Annotated in this window: 16 protein-coding genes and 2 tRNA genes; 12 read left to right on the forward strand and 6 right to left on the reverse strand. The window is 28.1% G+C overall.

What is annotated here, in order from left to right:
• Nucleotides 1-76, forward strand: a tRNA-Phe gene (locus tag QK892_RS17305).
• A gap of 55 nt (nt 77-131) precedes the next feature.
• On the opposite strand, the gene bcp is transcribed toward QK892_RS17305, so the two are convergent.
• Nucleotides 132-581 carry a thioredoxin-dependent thiol peroxidase gene (bcp, locus tag QK892_RS17310; RefSeq protein ID WP_317274798.1) on the reverse strand — a complete coding sequence of 150 codons (450 nt, stop codon included), beginning with the start codon at nt 579-581 and terminating at the stop codon, nt 132-134.
• Between the two features lie 168 nt (nt 582-749).
• On the opposite strand from bcp, the gene QK892_RS17315 reads away from it, so the two are divergent.
• Nucleotides 750-1,496 carry a peptidylprolyl isomerase gene (locus QK892_RS17315; RefSeq protein ID WP_317274799.1) on the forward strand — a complete coding sequence of 249 codons (747 nt, stop codon included), beginning with the start codon at nt 750-752 and terminating at the stop codon, nt 1,494-1,496.
• A 38-nt stretch (nt 1,497-1,534) separates the two neighbouring features.
• On the opposite strand, the gene QK892_RS17320 is transcribed toward QK892_RS17315, so the two are convergent.
• Complete coding sequence (locus QK892_RS17320) at nt 1,535-2,176, reverse strand: HAD family hydrolase (RefSeq protein ID WP_317274801.1); 642 nt, start codon at nt 2,174-2,176, stop codon at nt 1,535-1,537.
• 301 nt (nt 2,177-2,477) lie between these two features.
• Nucleotides 2,478-2,553: transfer RNA gene (locus QK892_RS17325), tRNA-Pro, on the reverse strand.
• Nucleotides 2,554-2,712: 159 nt separating this feature from the next.
• On the opposite strand from QK892_RS17325, the gene QK892_RS17330 reads away from it, so the two are divergent.
• The 4 genes from QK892_RS17330 (at nt 2,713) to rsmI (ending at nt 6,219) form a co-directional block, all read left to right on the forward strand.
• Nucleotides 2,713-3,018, forward strand: coding sequence for a hypothetical protein (locus QK892_RS17330; protein ID WP_317274802.1), 306 nt, complete (start codon nt 2,713-2,715; stop codon nt 3,016-3,018).
• A 238-nt stretch (nt 3,019-3,256) separates the two neighbouring features.
• Entirely contained in the window at nt 3,257-4,465 is a 1,209-nt protein-coding gene (locus tag QK892_RS17335) for a C40 family peptidase (RefSeq protein ID WP_317274803.1), read from the forward strand.
• A 156-nt stretch (nt 4,466-4,621) separates the two neighbouring features.
• The gene (locus QK892_RS17340; protein ID WP_317274804.1) at nt 4,622-5,371 is read left to right on the forward strand and encodes a tRNA1(Val) (adenine(37)-N6)-methyltransferase; all 750 of its coding nucleotides are present in this window, start codon (nt 4,622-4,624) and stop codon (nt 5,369-5,371) included.
• Nucleotides 5,372-5,373: 2 nt separating this feature from the next.
• The gene (rsmI, locus tag QK892_RS17345) at nt 5,374-6,219 is read left to right on the forward strand and encodes a 16S rRNA (cytidine(1402)-2'-O)-methyltransferase (RefSeq protein WP_317274805.1); all 846 of its coding nucleotides are present in this window, start codon (nt 5,374-5,376) and stop codon (nt 6,217-6,219) included.
• A 50-nt stretch (nt 6,220-6,269) separates the two neighbouring features.
• Here the strand turns inward: rsmI and QK892_RS17350 are convergent, their stop codons facing one another.
• Nucleotides 6,270-6,509, reverse strand: a complete 240-nt coding sequence (locus tag QK892_RS17350) for an AbrB/MazE/SpoVT family DNA-binding domain-containing protein (RefSeq protein WP_008676225.1) — start codon at nt 6,507-6,509, stop codon at nt 6,270-6,272.
• 403 nt (nt 6,510-6,912) lie between these two features.
• Between QK892_RS17350 and QK892_RS17355 the strand changes: the two genes are divergently transcribed.
• From QK892_RS17355 to QK892_RS17370, 4 genes are all read left to right on the forward strand, one after another.
• On the forward strand, nt 6,913-7,503 hold the full coding sequence (locus QK892_RS17355) for a DUF1836 domain-containing protein (RefSeq protein ID WP_317274806.1): 591 nt from the start codon (nt 6,913-6,915) through the stop codon (nt 7,501-7,503).
• A 52-nt stretch (nt 7,504-7,555) separates the two neighbouring features.
• Nucleotides 7,556-7,699, forward strand: coding sequence for a YvrJ family protein (locus QK892_RS17360; RefSeq protein WP_317274807.1), 144 nt, complete (start codon nt 7,556-7,558; stop codon nt 7,697-7,699).
• A 127-nt stretch (nt 7,700-7,826) separates the two neighbouring features.
• Nucleotides 7,827-10,115, forward strand: coding sequence for an ATP-dependent DNA helicase (locus QK892_RS17365; protein WP_317274808.1), 2,289 nt, complete (start codon nt 7,827-7,829; stop codon nt 10,113-10,115).
• A 12-nt stretch (nt 10,116-10,127) separates the two neighbouring features.
• A complete protein-coding gene (locus tag QK892_RS17370) occupies nt 10,128-10,760 on the forward strand; it encodes a cyclase family protein (RefSeq protein WP_317274809.1) in 633 nt (210 codons plus the stop codon).
• A gap of 54 nt (nt 10,761-10,814) precedes the next feature.
• Here QK892_RS17370 and QK892_RS17375 read toward each other — a convergent pair whose 3' ends face one another.
• Nucleotides 10,815-11,693 carry an aldose 1-epimerase family protein gene (locus QK892_RS17375; protein WP_317274810.1) on the reverse strand — a complete coding sequence of 293 codons (879 nt, stop codon included), beginning with the start codon at nt 11,691-11,693 and terminating at the stop codon, nt 10,815-10,817.
• 160 nt (nt 11,694-11,853) lie between these two features.
• Here QK892_RS17375 and QK892_RS17380 point away from each other — a divergent pair, with 160 nt between their 5' ends.
• Nucleotides 11,854-12,690 carry a YihY/virulence factor BrkB family protein gene (locus QK892_RS17380; RefSeq protein WP_317274811.1) on the forward strand — a complete coding sequence of 279 codons (837 nt, stop codon included), beginning with the start codon at nt 11,854-11,856 and terminating at the stop codon, nt 12,688-12,690.
• 182 nt (nt 12,691-12,872) lie between these two features.
• Entirely contained in the window at nt 12,873-13,250 is a 378-nt protein-coding gene (locus QK892_RS17385) for a single-stranded DNA-binding protein (RefSeq protein WP_317274812.1), read from the forward strand.
• 81 nt (nt 13,251-13,331) lie between these two features.
• Here QK892_RS17385 and QK892_RS17390 read toward each other — a convergent pair whose 3' ends face one another.
• Nucleotides 13,332-15,977: an FAD-dependent oxidoreductase gene (locus tag QK892_RS17390; protein WP_317274813.1), complete on the reverse strand. Its 2,646-nt coding sequence runs from the start codon at nt 15,975-15,977 to the stop codon at nt 13,332-13,334.
• Between the last annotated feature and the right edge of the window lie 155 nt (nt 15,978-16,132).

Genomic DNA, 16,132 nt, shown 5'->3' on the forward strand with positions numbered 1-16,132 from the left:
GGCTCGATAGCTCAGTCGGTAGAGCAGAGGACTGAAAATCCTCGTGTCCCTGGTTCGATTCCTGGTCGAGCCACCAGATAAAAAAGCACTAACATAGTTAGTGCTTTTTTATATTTAAAAATATTATTTTATTAAAGACTATTTAAGACTTCTTCTATATGACCTTTAACCTTAACTTTTCTAAATTCTGCTATAAGGGTGCCATCTTCATCAATTATAAAAGTACTTCTTTCTATACCAAGTACCTTCTTTCCGTACATATTCTTTTCTTTAATTACATCGTATAGGTCACATACAATTTTATCTTCATCACTTAGAAGAACAAATGGTAAATTGAACTTTTCAATGAATTTATTATGTGAATTTATGTTATCTTTACTTATTCCAAGAACTACTGCGTTTAAATTATTTATTTGATGTATATTATCTCTAAAATCACATGCTTCAGTAGTACATCCAGGAGTGTTGTCCTTAGGATAGAAGTATAATACTACCTTTTTACCTCTATAATCACTTAATTTATGTTCTTTTCCATCAGATCCCATAAGTGTGAAATCTGGCGCTAAATTTCCTATTTGCATTTTAATACCTCCTTATATCAAATACATTATAATACTAATAATTATTATTATCAAGAAATAACAGTTAAATAGATTAATTTAGATTTATTAATAAAAATTATCATATTTAATGATAAACTCTGTTATAATTAAGGATGTTAATAAATTTAAATAAAAGGAGAATATATAATGGAAAATAAGGTTTTAGCAACTGTTGCTGGTAACGAAATTAAGGAATCAGACTTACAGAATATAATATCAAGATATCCTGAAGATAAGAGAGCATATTTTAGTACTGATGAGGCAAAGAAACAATTATTAGAACAAATAGTATCTTTTGAATTGTTAAATATCCTTGGTAAAGAATTGAAAATAGATCAAACAGCGGAATATGAAGATAATGTTAAGCAAGCTGAAAAGGATATTCTAACTCAATTAACTTTAAATAAATTATTATTAGAAGTGACAGTTACAGATGAAGATGCATTAAATTACTACAATAGTAATAAGAGTTCATTTACTCAACCTCCTACAGTTACAGCTAAACATATATTAGTTGAAGATAAAGACTTATGTGAGCAAATTAAAAGGGAATTAGATGAAAATGAATTAAGTTTTGAAGAGGCAGCAGCAAAATACTCAACTTGTCCATCTAAAGAAGAAGGTGGTAATTTAGGTTCTTTTGGTAGAGGTATGATGGTTCCTGAGTTTGAAGAAGCTGCATTTAATTTAGATCTTAATGTAGTGAGTGAACCAGTTCAAACTCAATTCGGTTACCACTTAATAAAGGTTGAAGAAAAAAATGAAGGAAAAGAAGCTAAATTTGAGGATGTTAAGAGTCAAATTGTAAACAAGTTACTTCAAGATGCACAACAAAGAAAGTATTTAGATGTTGTTAAAGAGCTAGAAAATAAATATGGAGTAACTAGAGCATAGCAAAAAAATGTATGAAATATTAATATTTCATACATTTTTTATATTAGTTCTTTAAAGTTAAGAATATATTTATCAGCTAAGTTTATTAATTCTTCTTTTTGATGGGCTGAACTATCATCATGTATTGCATAGACTGTCATCCCAGCTAATTTAGCACCCTTTACAGCTTGTACAATGTCTTCGAATACTAAGCATTTCTCAGGAGCAATGTTAAGCTTCTTTGCTGATAATAAATATATATCTGGATTATCTTTAGATTTTTCAACTTCCTCTGTAGTACTAATAGCATCAAAATAGTCATAAATACCATTGTTTTTTAATGTTGCTTCAAGTAATGGTATAGAGTTACTTGTTGCTAAAGCTATTTTAATACCTTTATTTTTTAATTTAGTTAAAAAGGGTATTACATTATCTTTTAATTTAATATCATTTGAATAATGACGTAAGGCCATTGAATGCCAAGTGGAAATTATATCTTCAATATTATCTTTTATATTAAATCTTTCCTTAAAGTAAATTGCTGTCTCAGTAAGCGTAAGATGAGTAATTTCTTCTTGAAGATTATGAGGAACTTCATATCCAAAAGAACTTAGATATTCTTCATCAATTTGAGACCATATTCCCATAGAGTCTATTAGAGTTCCATCTAGATCAAATATTACTGCTTCAAATTTATCCATTTTTTATTACCTCCGAATGAAAAAATTTCATAAAAATATAGCTATTATAAGAACTTTTTAATATAATGATTTTAAATAGAAATATTAAAGGGGATAAGATTTATGTGGATATTAATATTGTGTATTTATATATCAATAATTCCAATAGTATTAATTTCTTGTAAATCTATTGGATTTGATGATAAATTTCAAGAATTTCATAATTATATAGATTGTAAATGATTATGAAATAAATTTTATTAAAAAATTCAAATAATTATTATGAAATAAAAAAACCTCTCAAAATTGAGAGGTTTTTTTATGGTCGGGGTGACAGGGATTGAACCTGCGACCTCATGGTCCCAAACCACGCGCGCTCCCATCTGCGCCACACCCCGAAGTACATTATAATTATAGTAAGTATAGATAAGTGTGTCAACACTTTTTTATTTTAACAAATAAAAAAATTTACAAAAAAAATCATAATTGATAAAATATTTTTAAAGCCTGTTTAAAATTGTAAAAAATAGGCAAGTATTTGAGTAGGAGGATAGTAAATGAAAAATACAGCTTTAGTAATATTATTAGGTAGTTTAGGTTTTATAATCATTGGATTAATATCATTACTAAGTAAAAAAATAAAAAACTATTTTAAAGATAGCGGAGTATACAAGGATACAGATAGTTTTATGTATTATAATGGTATATTTAATTTATCTATGGGTTTAATAGGAGCAGTTTTAGGAGCCTTAGATATGTTCCTTGTAGAAAAGTCTAAGTACATAATAGTAATTTATATTGTAGTTATTTTAATATTATCAATAACTCAAAATAAATTACTTAAAAAATATAAAAATATATAACCTAATCTCAATATGTATATAAATTATGGATATAAAAATTGAACTAAATAAATATACTTTAGTAAGAGCACTTCTTTAATTTCATTAATGAAAAAGCTTTAAGAGTATGTATAGTATACATTTACACGCACTATTTATCATAATTTTTAAAAATTACCATTGTCCAAGCTTACCATAAGTGTTATAATGGTAAAGTAACATTCAGGGAGAGGGGGATGGTCGTAAGAGACCAGCGCGTATGAGAAAAAGGATTTTATCGATTGTTATAGCTGGAGCTTTAACAATTACCTCAGTAACACCAGTTTTTGCTACTCCTAATCAGGAGGTAATAGAAAATCAACAAAAGTATGACGAATTGAACAAGAAAATAGAAGACATTCAAGGTAAAATATATAATTTAAACGAACAAATAGCACCATTAGCAGAAAAGGTTGACAATAATAAGAAGCAAATGGAATCTATTAAACAAGAAATAAGCAATACTAACAAGGAAATTGAGGCTTCAAAGGCTGAAATTCAAGAGAAAGAAGAAGTGTTAGGAAAAAGATTAAGAGAGTTATATAAATCAGGCGGTCAGGGAAGTTATTTAACTCTATTATTTACTGCTGAAAGCTTTAGTGATCTTATCACAAAGATAGACTCTGCTAGTAGACTTGTAAATATTGACAAGAAAATAGTAAAAGATTTACTTGATAAGAAAGAAAAATTGGATGAAAAAGTTGCTTCATTAGAAGAGAAGTCTAATGAAATAGCTAAGATTAATGATGAGACTAATAAAGTATTAGCTGAATTTGAAGGTAAGAAGAAAGAACAAGAGGTTCTTATTTCTGAGGCACAAGCTGAACAAGAAAAATTTGATGCAGAATATTTATCTGTTGCTGAAAGAAGCTTAGTACAATATCAAATGGGGGTTTTAGGATCGTCTAATGATATCTCAGAACTTCAAAGCGCTATTAGCCAATTAAGAAATATTAGGGATGAGCAATTAAAAAGTCCTATAGTTGTTGAAGAAGTAAATAATGCTATAGAAGCTGCAAAAATCAAAGTAGCTGATTTACAAGCTCAACAAGAAGCAGCTAATCAGCCTAATAGAGGTGAAACATCAGCTACAGGAAATGCTATAGTAGATTATGCATATGGATTTATAGGAACACCATATGTATATGGAGCAACAGGACCAAATGCATTTGACTGTTCAGGATTTACAAGCTATGTATTTAGAAATGCAGCAGGAATAGAAATATCAAGAACAACATATTCACAAATTAATGTTGGTACACCAGTTTCTTATGGTGAATTACAACCAGGTGATTTAGTATTTACTTATGGATTAGACCATGTTGGAATATATGTTGGTGGAGGCCAATATATACATGCTCCACAACCGGGTCAAAGCGTTAAAGTATCGCCTGTAACATCATTCTATGCTGCAAGAAGAGTACTTTAATTAAAAAGTTGATATTAATTAAATAAACTCCGTCGTTTAGACGGAGTTTATTTTTATGTATAGGGAATTATAAATTATGATATAATTTAATAGATTTTAATTATCATTAAATAATGAAATAATCAGTATATAAAAATAGTAGATAGAGGGAAATAAATGAATAAAGAGATAAAATTATTAGAAGATGAATCAATAGATGATTTACAGTTAGATAATTTGTATTTAATCCAAAAAAAACAAGGTTTTAGATTTGGAGTAGATGCTGTTTTATTATCTCATTTTGCTAATATAAAAAAGAAGCATAGAGTTATAGATTTATGCACAGGTACAGGGATAATTCCATTTTTATTATACGGTAAATATAAGCCACAAGAAGTTATTGGTGTTGAAATTCAAGATGATATGGTAGAAATGGCTAATAGAAGTAGTAGTTATAATGAACTAGATGGTATAGTAAAATTCATTAATGGTGATTTAAAAGATATATCATTATTAAAATCTTTAGGAACTTTTGATGCTTTGACAGTAAACCCACCATATAAGTTGAATAATTCAGGAATATTAAATCCAGATGATAAGTTAGCAATTGCTAGACATGAGATTCTATGTACATTAGAAGATGTCATAATAGCTGCTAGAAGGCTTTTAAAAGATAATGGAAGGATTTATATAGTACATAGACCAGAAAGGTTAATTGATATATTTGAGCTTATGAGAAAGTATAAGATAGAACCTAAGAGAGTTCAAATGATACAACCTAATATTAATAAGGCTCCAAATATAGTTTTAGTAGAAGGTCAACGTGATGGAGGAGCATATTTGAAATGGGAAGCTCCTATATATGTATATAATGAAGATGGAACTTATACTAAAGAAATAAATAGAATTTACGGTAGGGAGGATTAAGAATGAAAATAGGGAAATTATATTTAGTTCCTACGCCTATAGGGAATTTAAAGGATATAACTTTAAGAGCTTTAGATGTTTTAAAAAGTGTTGATGAGATAGCAGCTGAAGATACAAGAACAAGTTTAAAACTTTTAAATCACTTTGATATTAAAAAGAGTTTGTTTAGTTATCATATGCATAATGAACAAGGTAAGAGTTTAGATATAATAAATAAACTTAAGAACGGATTGAATATTGCATTGATTACGGATGCTGGAACCCCTGGGATTTCTGATCCAGGAAGCGTAATAGTCGAAAGATGTATAGAAGAGGGAATAGAATTTGAAGTTTTACCTGGAGCAACAGCTATTACTACAGCTTTGGTGTACTCTGGCTTAGATACTAGTAAGTTTATGTTTAGAGGATTTTTGCCCCGAGAAAATAAGGATAGAAATCCTATAATTGAAGAAATAAAAAATGTAAGAGATACAATAATATTTTATGAAGCGCCTCACAGATTACTTAATACTCTTGAATACCTTAAAGATAGTTTGGGAAATAGAAAGATAGCAATTTGTAGAGAACTTACTAAGTTGCATGAAGAAATTTATAGAGGAAAAATATCAGAAGGGTTAGAATTTTTTACTGAGAACAGGCCAAGAGGAGAGTTTGTTTTAGTTATTGAAGGCAAGTCTGATGAAGATATTAAAGCAGAAAAAGATGCAAAATGGAGTTCTTTAAGTATAGAAGAACATTTACTTATGATTATAGAAAAAGGAGTAGATAAGAAAGAAGCTATAAAAATAGTAGCTAAAGAAAGAGGTTTAGCTAAAAAAGAAGTGTATAAGCATTCGACAGAAATATAATTAAGAGTTTAATCCCCTATATGTATATCATATAGGGGATTAAATTAAGATTACTTTTTTAATTCAGTTAAACAGTTTTTACAGATGTTTTTACCTTTGTAGTTAACAACATCTCTAGCATCTCCACAGAATATACAAGCAGGCTCATATTTCTTTAAGATGATTTGTTCACCATCTACATAGATTTCTAAAGCATCCTTTTCTGCTATATCTAATGTTCTTCTTAATTCTATTGGAATAACTATTCTTCCAAGTTCATCTACTCTTCTTACAACTCCAGTTGATTTCATTAAACACCCTCCTTAAACAAGTTTCGACATCGCGCAATGTTAATATTACTAAAAATGTAATTAAAAGTCAATAAAAAAACAAAAATTTTTATAAAATTACATTATTTTTATAAAAATTTATTTCTAATTACAATATACTACCATATATTAGAAAAGTCAATACAAAACAATCAAATTTCCAAAAAAATAGCAAAAAAATGTAGAATGGCTTGTCTACTTGATTTATAGATATAAAACATAAATTTTTAAAATCTTTATTAAAAAAATACTAATAAAAAAAGAAAAAAATGTAAATAATATTGATAGGAATATATACAATGAATTTATAGAGATAGAAATAACTTGTAATAAGTTTATATATACTATATAATTAAATTAATAATTAAGCATAGAGGTGGATATAATGGTAAAGAAAATTGATACTAATTATATAAAAGATGTTGCGGAAGATATGGCTAATGGTACGATGATTACCTATGATGATTTACCGAAATACGATCTTTTTTTGTCTCAAGTTATCGATTTTTTAAATGATAAATTCATTGAGGATAAATACACTAACAATATAGTTCAGAATTATATAAAAAGTGAGGTTATTAGTAAACCTGAAGATGGGAAAAAAAGAGGATATACTAAAATTCATTTAGTTCAATTAGTTTTATTGAGCTATATGAGGCCTGTACTTACTACAGAAGAGATTAAAAAGGTATTTAGTTTAGCATTTAATGAAATTAATGATAGGTCAGATGACATTATATCTTGGGAAGATGCTTATAAAATATTTTCAGAAACTCAAAGTGAAAGTTTTAAAGATTTTCTAAGTAAACCAGCGGTAGATGAAGAAAAATTAGATAATATAATTTCAGAACTAAAATTAAATGAAAAAGATGAGAATAGTATTAGAACATTTGTTATAGTAATGTCTTTAATTGCTCAAGCAAGTGCAATAAAAAAATTAGTGCAAAAAATTGTTAATGAATATCATTCAGAATAATAAATTTAAAAATACCTTACTTGTTAACGTATATAATAAGTGAGGTGATTTTATGAAAGAATTAGTTGATTTGATTGCTAATATAGGATTTCCAATAGCTATATCTGTTTATCTTTTAGTTAGGATTGAGATAAAACTAGAGGGACTTACTAATAGCATAAACAATTTATCTCAAACTATTAATTCAATTAAATAAAAATTAAGGGATACTTATATTAATGAATAAAGATATAAGTACCCCTTAATTTTTATTTATATAAACTATTAATTATATATTATTAAGATTATAATATAAGTAAAATATGAAGATAGGAAGAACTTTAATGAAGAATGAAATTGTTATTAAAGAATCAGTTAGAGGAATTATTGAATATGTTTTGAAGCGAGGAAGTATTGATGATAGATATACAGGTAGTACACGAGCTTTAGAAGGAACTCTAGCTCATCAAAAGCTTCAAAATAGCAATGAAAAGTTATATGAAAACTATCAAAAAGAAGTTAGATTACAAGAAGAATTTCAAATAGATAATGTAACGTTAATATTAGATGGAAGAGCTGATGGAATCATAATTGAAAATGAGGGCATTTACATAGAGGAAATAAAGTCTACGATGAAGTCTTTAGTACTTATAGATGAAGATTATAATGAATTGCATTGGGCCCAAGCTAAATTTTATGCGTACATATATTCTAAACAGAATAAATTAGAAAAGATTAAAATAAGGCTAAGTTATTATAATATAGAAACAGATGAAGTGAAGAGTTTTGATAAGGAATTTAATATAAAGGATTTAGAAAAATTTGTTTTTGATATTATTAATGAATATAAAAAGTGGGTATTATTGAAATCTGAATTATTAAAAGATAGAAATAAAAGTATAAAGCTTTTAAAATTCCCCTTTGAAAGTTATAGAAAAGGACAAAAAGAATTAGCAGTAACATGTTTTAATACAATAAAAGAAAAAGCAGTCTTATTTGCACAAGCACCAACAGGTATAGGAAAAACTATATCTACTATTTTCCCAGCAATAAAATCATTAGGAGAAGGTAGGGGAGAAAGGATAGTATATTTGACTGCAAAGACAATAACAAGGACTGTAGCTGAAGAAGCAGTGAATAAACTAAAAAGCACAGGACTTAAATGTAAAAGTATAACTTTGACTGCAAAGGAAAAAATATGCTTTAAAGATAAGGCAAGATGTAATCCAGAGAATTGTGAATATGCATTAAATTATTATGATAAAGTAAATGATGCAATATTTAAAATTATAAAAGAAGAAGATATCTTTAGTAGGGAAAGAATAGAGGAATATGCAAAAAGAGAGAAATTATGTCCCTTTGAATTGGCTTTAGATTTAAGTCTTTGGTGTGATTTAATAATATGTGACTATAACTATGCCTTCGACCCTAGAGCTAGATTAAAAAGGTTCTTTGAAGAAGATGTGAATAATAATATATTACTTGTGGATGAAGGACATAATCTTGTGGATAGATCTAGAAGCATGTTTAGTGCAGAAATATATAAAGAGAAGATCTTAAAAGCAAGTAAAACTATTAAGGGAAAAGCACCTAACATATATAAAGCATTAAATTCAATAAATAAGTATTTAATTGAAATAAGGAAGGAACTTCAGGAAACAGAAGCTAATAGTATATATAAAAAAGACGAGTATAAAGAATTATATAAACTACTAAGGGTATTTTTAAGTGAGAGTGATGAATATTTAATAAAAGCCGTTAATACAGAAGGATATGATGAGATTAGAGATCTTTATTTTGAAGTTAAGGCATTCATATCAATATCAGAGCTCTATGATAAGGAATATGTAACTTTAGTTGAATTAATTCAAAATGATGTAAAAGTTAAGCTGTTTTGTGTTAATCCTTCTAAGAATTTATCTAAGATAGTTCAAGGGAGTTATTCAACAACAATTTTTTCTGCTACACTGACACCGATTAATTATTATATTGATTTACTAGGAGGAAATGATAAAAGTTATAGAATGAAGCTTCCATCTCCTTTTAGAAAGGAAAATTTAAAAGTATATGGTCATCCGTTAAATATGAGATTTAGACAAAGAGAAAATAATATAGATAATTTGTGTAATTTAATTTATAAATTTAAGGAAGAGGAAATAGGAAATTATATGGTTTTTTTACCATCATATCAATACTTGAATAAAATATATGAAAGATATAAAGAATTGTATGGTGATGAAAATATGCTTTGTCAGGGGGAAGTGTTAACAGAAACTGAAAGAGAAGAATTCCTAAATAAGTTTGAGGAAGATTCTAATATATTAGCATTTTGTGTAATAGGAGGGGTTTTTTCAGAAGGGATAGATTTGCCTGGAAAAAGGCTAATAGGAAGCATAATAGTTGGAGTTGGATTTCCTAAAATATCGAATGAGGGAGATATAGTTAAAGATTATTATGAAGATAAAGGCTTTGACTATGCATATATTTATCCAGGTATAAATAAGGTTATGCAAGCAGTAGGTAGAGTTATAAGAACTGAAACAGATAAAGGAAGAATACTACTTATAGATGACAGATATTATACATTAAAATATAGAAGTTTACTTCCAAAGGAATGGGGATTAATAGAATAAAGGAGAGGGATTATGAAGGTTATTGATTTAAGTCATACTATAAATAGTAATATGAGTACATATACAAAGGATGAAAGATTTGAATCTTATGATATAGCATCTATAGAAAAGGATGGATATAATGAAAAATTACTAAGGCTATGTACGCATACAGGAACTCATATAGATGCTCCAAGTCATATGATCAACAAGGGGAAGACAATAGATGAATTTAATATAAATGATTTTATTGGAATTGCAGTTATTTTAGATGTTTCAAATCTAAAAATTATAGATATAGAAGATTTAATAATTTTTAGTGATAAAATAAGTAATTGTGATTTTGTTATACTAAAAACGGGTTGGGATAAGCATTGGGGAAGTAGTAGTTATTTACAAGGTTATCCTACTCTAACAGAGGAAGCAGCTAGATGGTTATGTAGTTTTAATATTAGAGGTATAGGTACTGATACCATATCAATAGATTCTTTTGATAGTATAGATTTCGAAGTTCATAATACTATACTATCTAGAGGAATGTTAATAATTGAAAATATGGCCAATTTAGATAAAGTTGTTGATGAAGAGATTACATTGGTAGCAACTCCATTAAAGATAGAAAATGGTGATGCATCGCCAGTAAGAGCAATTGCTATAACAAATTAAAATAGAGTTTGTGTGAAAGTAGTATTATTTCGCACAAACTCTATTATATTTACACTATTTTATAAATAATTTATATTCAGCATTAAATTCACTACCAATAGATAGTTTTTCTATTCCTTCTTTATCTTTCAATTCACCAGTAAAGTCAGCATAATCTGCATGCCCATACCAAGGTTCAATACATACAAAAGGTGCACCTGTAGGCTTAGTCCATAGAGCTAAGTAAGGGAATCCGGAGAAATCCATCGTTAATTCTCTAGTATTTTTATCAGACTTTAATGTAATTAGATTAGATTTTAATCCATTAAATACTAAGGCATCATACTTGAATAAATCTAGGCTTAAATTAATTAAGTTTGAATTATTAAAGAATTCATTTGTTTTACCAGTAAAGTATCCTTTATTAGCGTCTAATTCCATAGTACCGATATTTTCTTTTTGGTTAAATTCAAAATAATAATCTTCAAACTTTTCTCCATCAAATAGAGGGCATATAAAAGCTGGATGACCACCTATTGAAAAATAAATATCTTTATCATCAAGGTTTTTAACATTATATCCAACCTTAACGCCATTTTCTAATAATTCATAAGATAGTCTTAGAGAAAATTTGTAAGGATAAAGTTTTAAAGTATCCTCTGACCATAAAAGTTCGAAGACGATATGATTTTCATCATTTTCTACTATATTAAATTCTCTTGTTCTTGCGAGCCCATGCTGTGGAAGTTCATATTCGTTTCCTTCAGCTCTATATTTATTATTAAGAACCTTACCTACTATAGGAAATAAAATAGGAGAATGATACTTCCAATACTTTTCATCACCATTCCATAAGTATTCAGTATTATCTTTTTTTGAAATTAAATTGTTAAGTTCACCGCCAAAAGTATCTGCAGATATTTTTACATTTTCATTTTCTAATATGTATTTCATAAGAACACCCTTTCATATTTATAAACATATATGAAAATTATACTATAATGGAAGTTTTTTATAAAGAAATAGTTATTATGCTTATAAATTATGGGATAATGTAGTATCATATATAAAGTAATAAAAATAGTAATTAGAAAAATTATTAATGGGTGATTGAATGAATAAAGAAAATGAAAATAAAAAATCATTTTTAGATGGAATTATATATTTTATCGTAAAAGTAAGAAATGATGATATTTTTGCATTAGGTGCACAGCTAGCATACTATTTAATGTTATCCTTTTTTCCTTTTTTAATATTCTTAATGACAGTGGTTGGATTCAGCAGATTAAATTCTGCAGATATACTAGATGGATTAAGAGCAATTTTACCTAATAATGTTTTCAGTTTAATAGATGTAACAGTAGTAGAATTAGTAGAGAATCAATATGCAGGATTATTAGGAGCATCTATCGCTCTTACTGTTTGGTCAGCATCATCAGGATTTAGAGCTGTTATTAAGGGATTAAATAAAGCATACAACATAAAAGATACTAGATCCTTTATTAAGAGAGCTTTTGTAGCTATAATTTTTACCATGGCATTAGTTCTAGTTATAATGGTAACACTTGCAATGCTGGTATTCGGTGAAGTAATAGGAGAGTATATTATATCCATAGTGCCGTTTGAAGATTTCATCACTCGTTTATGGAATATAAGTAGATTTATAATAGTAATTTTGATAATGATATTCATATTTGCTAGTATTTACAGATATGCACCAGCGAAAAAGATATCATGGAGGGAAGTTTATCCGGGTGCAATAGTTAGTACATTAGGCTGGATAGTAGTATCATTAGGATTTTCATATTATATAAATAATATTGCTAATTACTCTAGATTATATGGAAGTATAGGAGCAGTATTTGTACTTATGACTTGGTTATATATTACATCTTTGATGTTAATTGTTGGTGCAGAATTTAATTCTGTTTTAGGTATAACAAAAAGATAATAAATTAATTACTTTAAACTCCAATTCAAATTTATAAAATCATATTAAAATAAAAGATAACTTAGCCTGAAAATAACAAAGTATATATTTTTATAATATATTAAGCAATAATCTGTATAAATCCTGAATAGAAAAAAATTAAGTGGATATAATCAAAGAAGAAATATTCAGGAGGTGTAAAAATGAATAAAATTGTATTACTAGGTAAATTAATAAAAGACCCTGAACTTAGAACCTTAGAAGATGGCAATAAATTATTTAGCAGATTTATTATTGCAGTAGATAGAAACTTTAAGGCTCAAGATGGAACAAGAAAGGCAGATTTAATTCCAGTTACTTTTTGGGGTAGAAAAGCAGAGGTAGTATGTCAATATTTAAAAAAAGGCAGCTATATAAGTTTAAGTGGAAGATTAAGAACTGGTAGCTATGAAGATAAAGAAGGCAATAAAAAGTATATTGCAGAAGTTGTAGCTGAAGATTTTAAATTTGTTGGTGGTAGGAAAACGGAAAAAGAAAATAACACAGCAGAAAATAATTTTGGCGATGATTTAGCAAACTAACTAAAGAATTGAATATAAATTGAAATAAATAAAATTAAGGAGCTGTATTGTGTAATATCAATACAGCTCCTTGTTAATTATCTAGATAGTACCTTTGCTTAAAACTGTTGCTTTATTTTCTCCATTTTGAATACCTTCCATAATCTTAACGGAAGATTTCACATCACCAATTAATATACCACCAACTAGCTTATTATTTTTGAAGAATAATTTAGAGTATTTATTATTTAAGCTATCTAAATAACCTACTTTCTCTAATGATGGATCATCAAAATTAATAGTTCCAGCTGAGAATACCTCTGTATTCATTGCTTGGAAAATTGTTGATGAAACAAATTTTTCAAATTTTACTTTATCTCCAGTTGCATTAGCACCCGCAACTTTTCCCATTTCTATAGCAGCAGGCCAATTTCCGTAATATACTCCATCATATTCGGCAATGTCACCACAGGCATATATTTCATTGAAGTTTGTTTGCATATATTCATTTACAATAACACCTCTGTTACACTTAATTCCAGAAGGTTGAGCTAAGAATATATTAGATCTAACACCAACAGAGAAGATAACAGCATCTGCATTTATTATTTCTCCACTCTTTAATTGAATTGATTTAACGCCATTGTCATCTGCATTTATAAAGTCTACAGCTGATCCTAAAAGGACCTTAACAGGTGTTTTATTTACTAAACTTTCAAATAAATTAGACCCATCAGTATCTAATTGACGAGGTAACATCCTATCAGCTAATTCAATAACAGTAACATTTATGTTACGTTTTTGAATTTCCCACGCTGCTTCCAGTCCTAATAATCCGCCACCAATAATAACAACATTCTCAGCTTCTGGTAAATCCTCTTTAATAGCTTTAACATCAGCAAGTTTTTTTATTGTGTGAATACCTTTTATAGTGTTGTAAGTCCAAGAATTAATCTCAACATCTGAATCATTTAGTTTAACAGTGGTAGGTGGAACAAAATTATAACTACCATTAGCTAAAATTAATTTATCATAATGAACACCTTGCTTATTATCTAATCTAACAAGTTTATTTTCTCTATCGATACTATCAACATTAACACCAAGAATTTCTATAATATTATTTTCTTTATACCAGTTTGCTCTAGCAAGATAGAATGACTCAGTAATATCATCAGTGATTAAGTCAGAGAGTTGAGTTCTTACATATGAGTGAACAGGTTCATTTGAAATTAATTTTATAATGGCACTTGCGTTTCTTTCTTTAATAGCATTAGCGGCGTAGAATCCAGCGGCACCATTACCTATAATTACATATGTTTCTTCTTTATCTATCTTATAAGTCGTAATCTCTTTTTGAACCTCTATAAACTGATCACTTCCAGCACCACAGACAGGGCAATATTCAGGAACAGTTTCAGACTCTATTATTTCTCCACAGATTACGCATTTCCAAAGCTTTAAACCACCTGTAGACTTGGTAGTTTCTTTAGAAGTCGTAGATTCTTTATTAGGAGCGTTAGATTCAGTTTCAAGAACTTTTTCTCCAAGTAAGATTTTACCGAAATTTAATCCATATTCAAAAGCTTCATTTAATTCATTATCAGATGGCTTAAAATTGATTTTGATACTTGGGTAAAGTTTCATATTTAACTCTTTCAGTCTAGTTTCCATTCTAGGAACAGCTTCACCACTCCATCCATAAGATCCAAAAGCACCAGCTAATTTTCCGCCATGGATTACTGGATTTAACTTCGAAAGAATATCACGAATTGGCTCAAGTAATTCTCCAACTATAGTAGGTGAACCACATAAGAATCCTGCAGACTCTCCAATGCTAGTAACTATATCATTCAATTCATGTTCAATAGCATTAAATAATCTAACTTCTATATTTCCAGCAGCTTCAATACCTTCTGCAATTTTCTTTGCTAGTGAGGCAGTATAACCATAAGCTGAAACATATGGAATAGTTACTATTTTCTTTTCGGCAGAAGATGGGATTTTTGTGGTACTCCATGTTCTGTAATACTCAACTATTTCCATAGGATTTTCTATTAAAACAGGTCCATGACCAGGTAAAATCATATCGATTTTTAGATTTTCTATTTTTTTAATAGCACTTAAAACATATTGCTTATATGGTCCGAAAATACAATCAAAATAATATTTTAATGCTTCCATGTAATTTTCTTTATTTTCTACATTGCTATTGAGTACTGCTTCAGATGAGTAGTGAGCTCCAAACGAGTCACAAGTGATTAATACCTCATCTTCAGGAATGTAAGTATATATAGAATCAGGCCAATGTAAGAATGGAGCTGATATGAATTGTAAAGTTTTGTTTCCCAATCCTAGAGTATCCCCATCACCTACAACAATTGATTCAAAATCTCTATTAACTATTTCTTTTAAGAATTTTATAGCTGGAGCAGATCCAACAACCTTAGCATTTGGTGAAATTTCTAACAAATTTGCAACTGATCCAGCATGATCTGGCTCTGTGTGATCTACTACTATATAATCAATATTATTAATATCTATATCTAAATCTTTAAGTCTTTCAATATATTGATCAAAGAACTCTACTTTAACTGTTTCGAAAACAGCTGTCTTCTCGCTCCCTTTAACTACATAAGAATTATAGCTTGTACCATAAGGTGTGTACATAATTATGTCAAAAACTCTTAAGTTTGGGTCTAAAGCACCAACCCAATGTATATCTTTTTTTAACTCTAATGCTTTCAAGTTAACACCTTCCTTTAAATAAATATTAGTTAATAACAACTATTATATAAATATTATATGTCTAAATATTAACAATATCAACAATAAATTCTTTATTGTAAGAAAATTGAGGCAAATTAAGATTTTTGTAATAAATATATATATTTATGAATAAT

The sequence above is a fragment of the Clostridium lamae genome, from assembly GCF_033043255.1.
Lineage (GTDB): Bacteria > Bacillota > Clostridia > Clostridiales > Clostridiaceae > Clostridium > Clostridium lamae.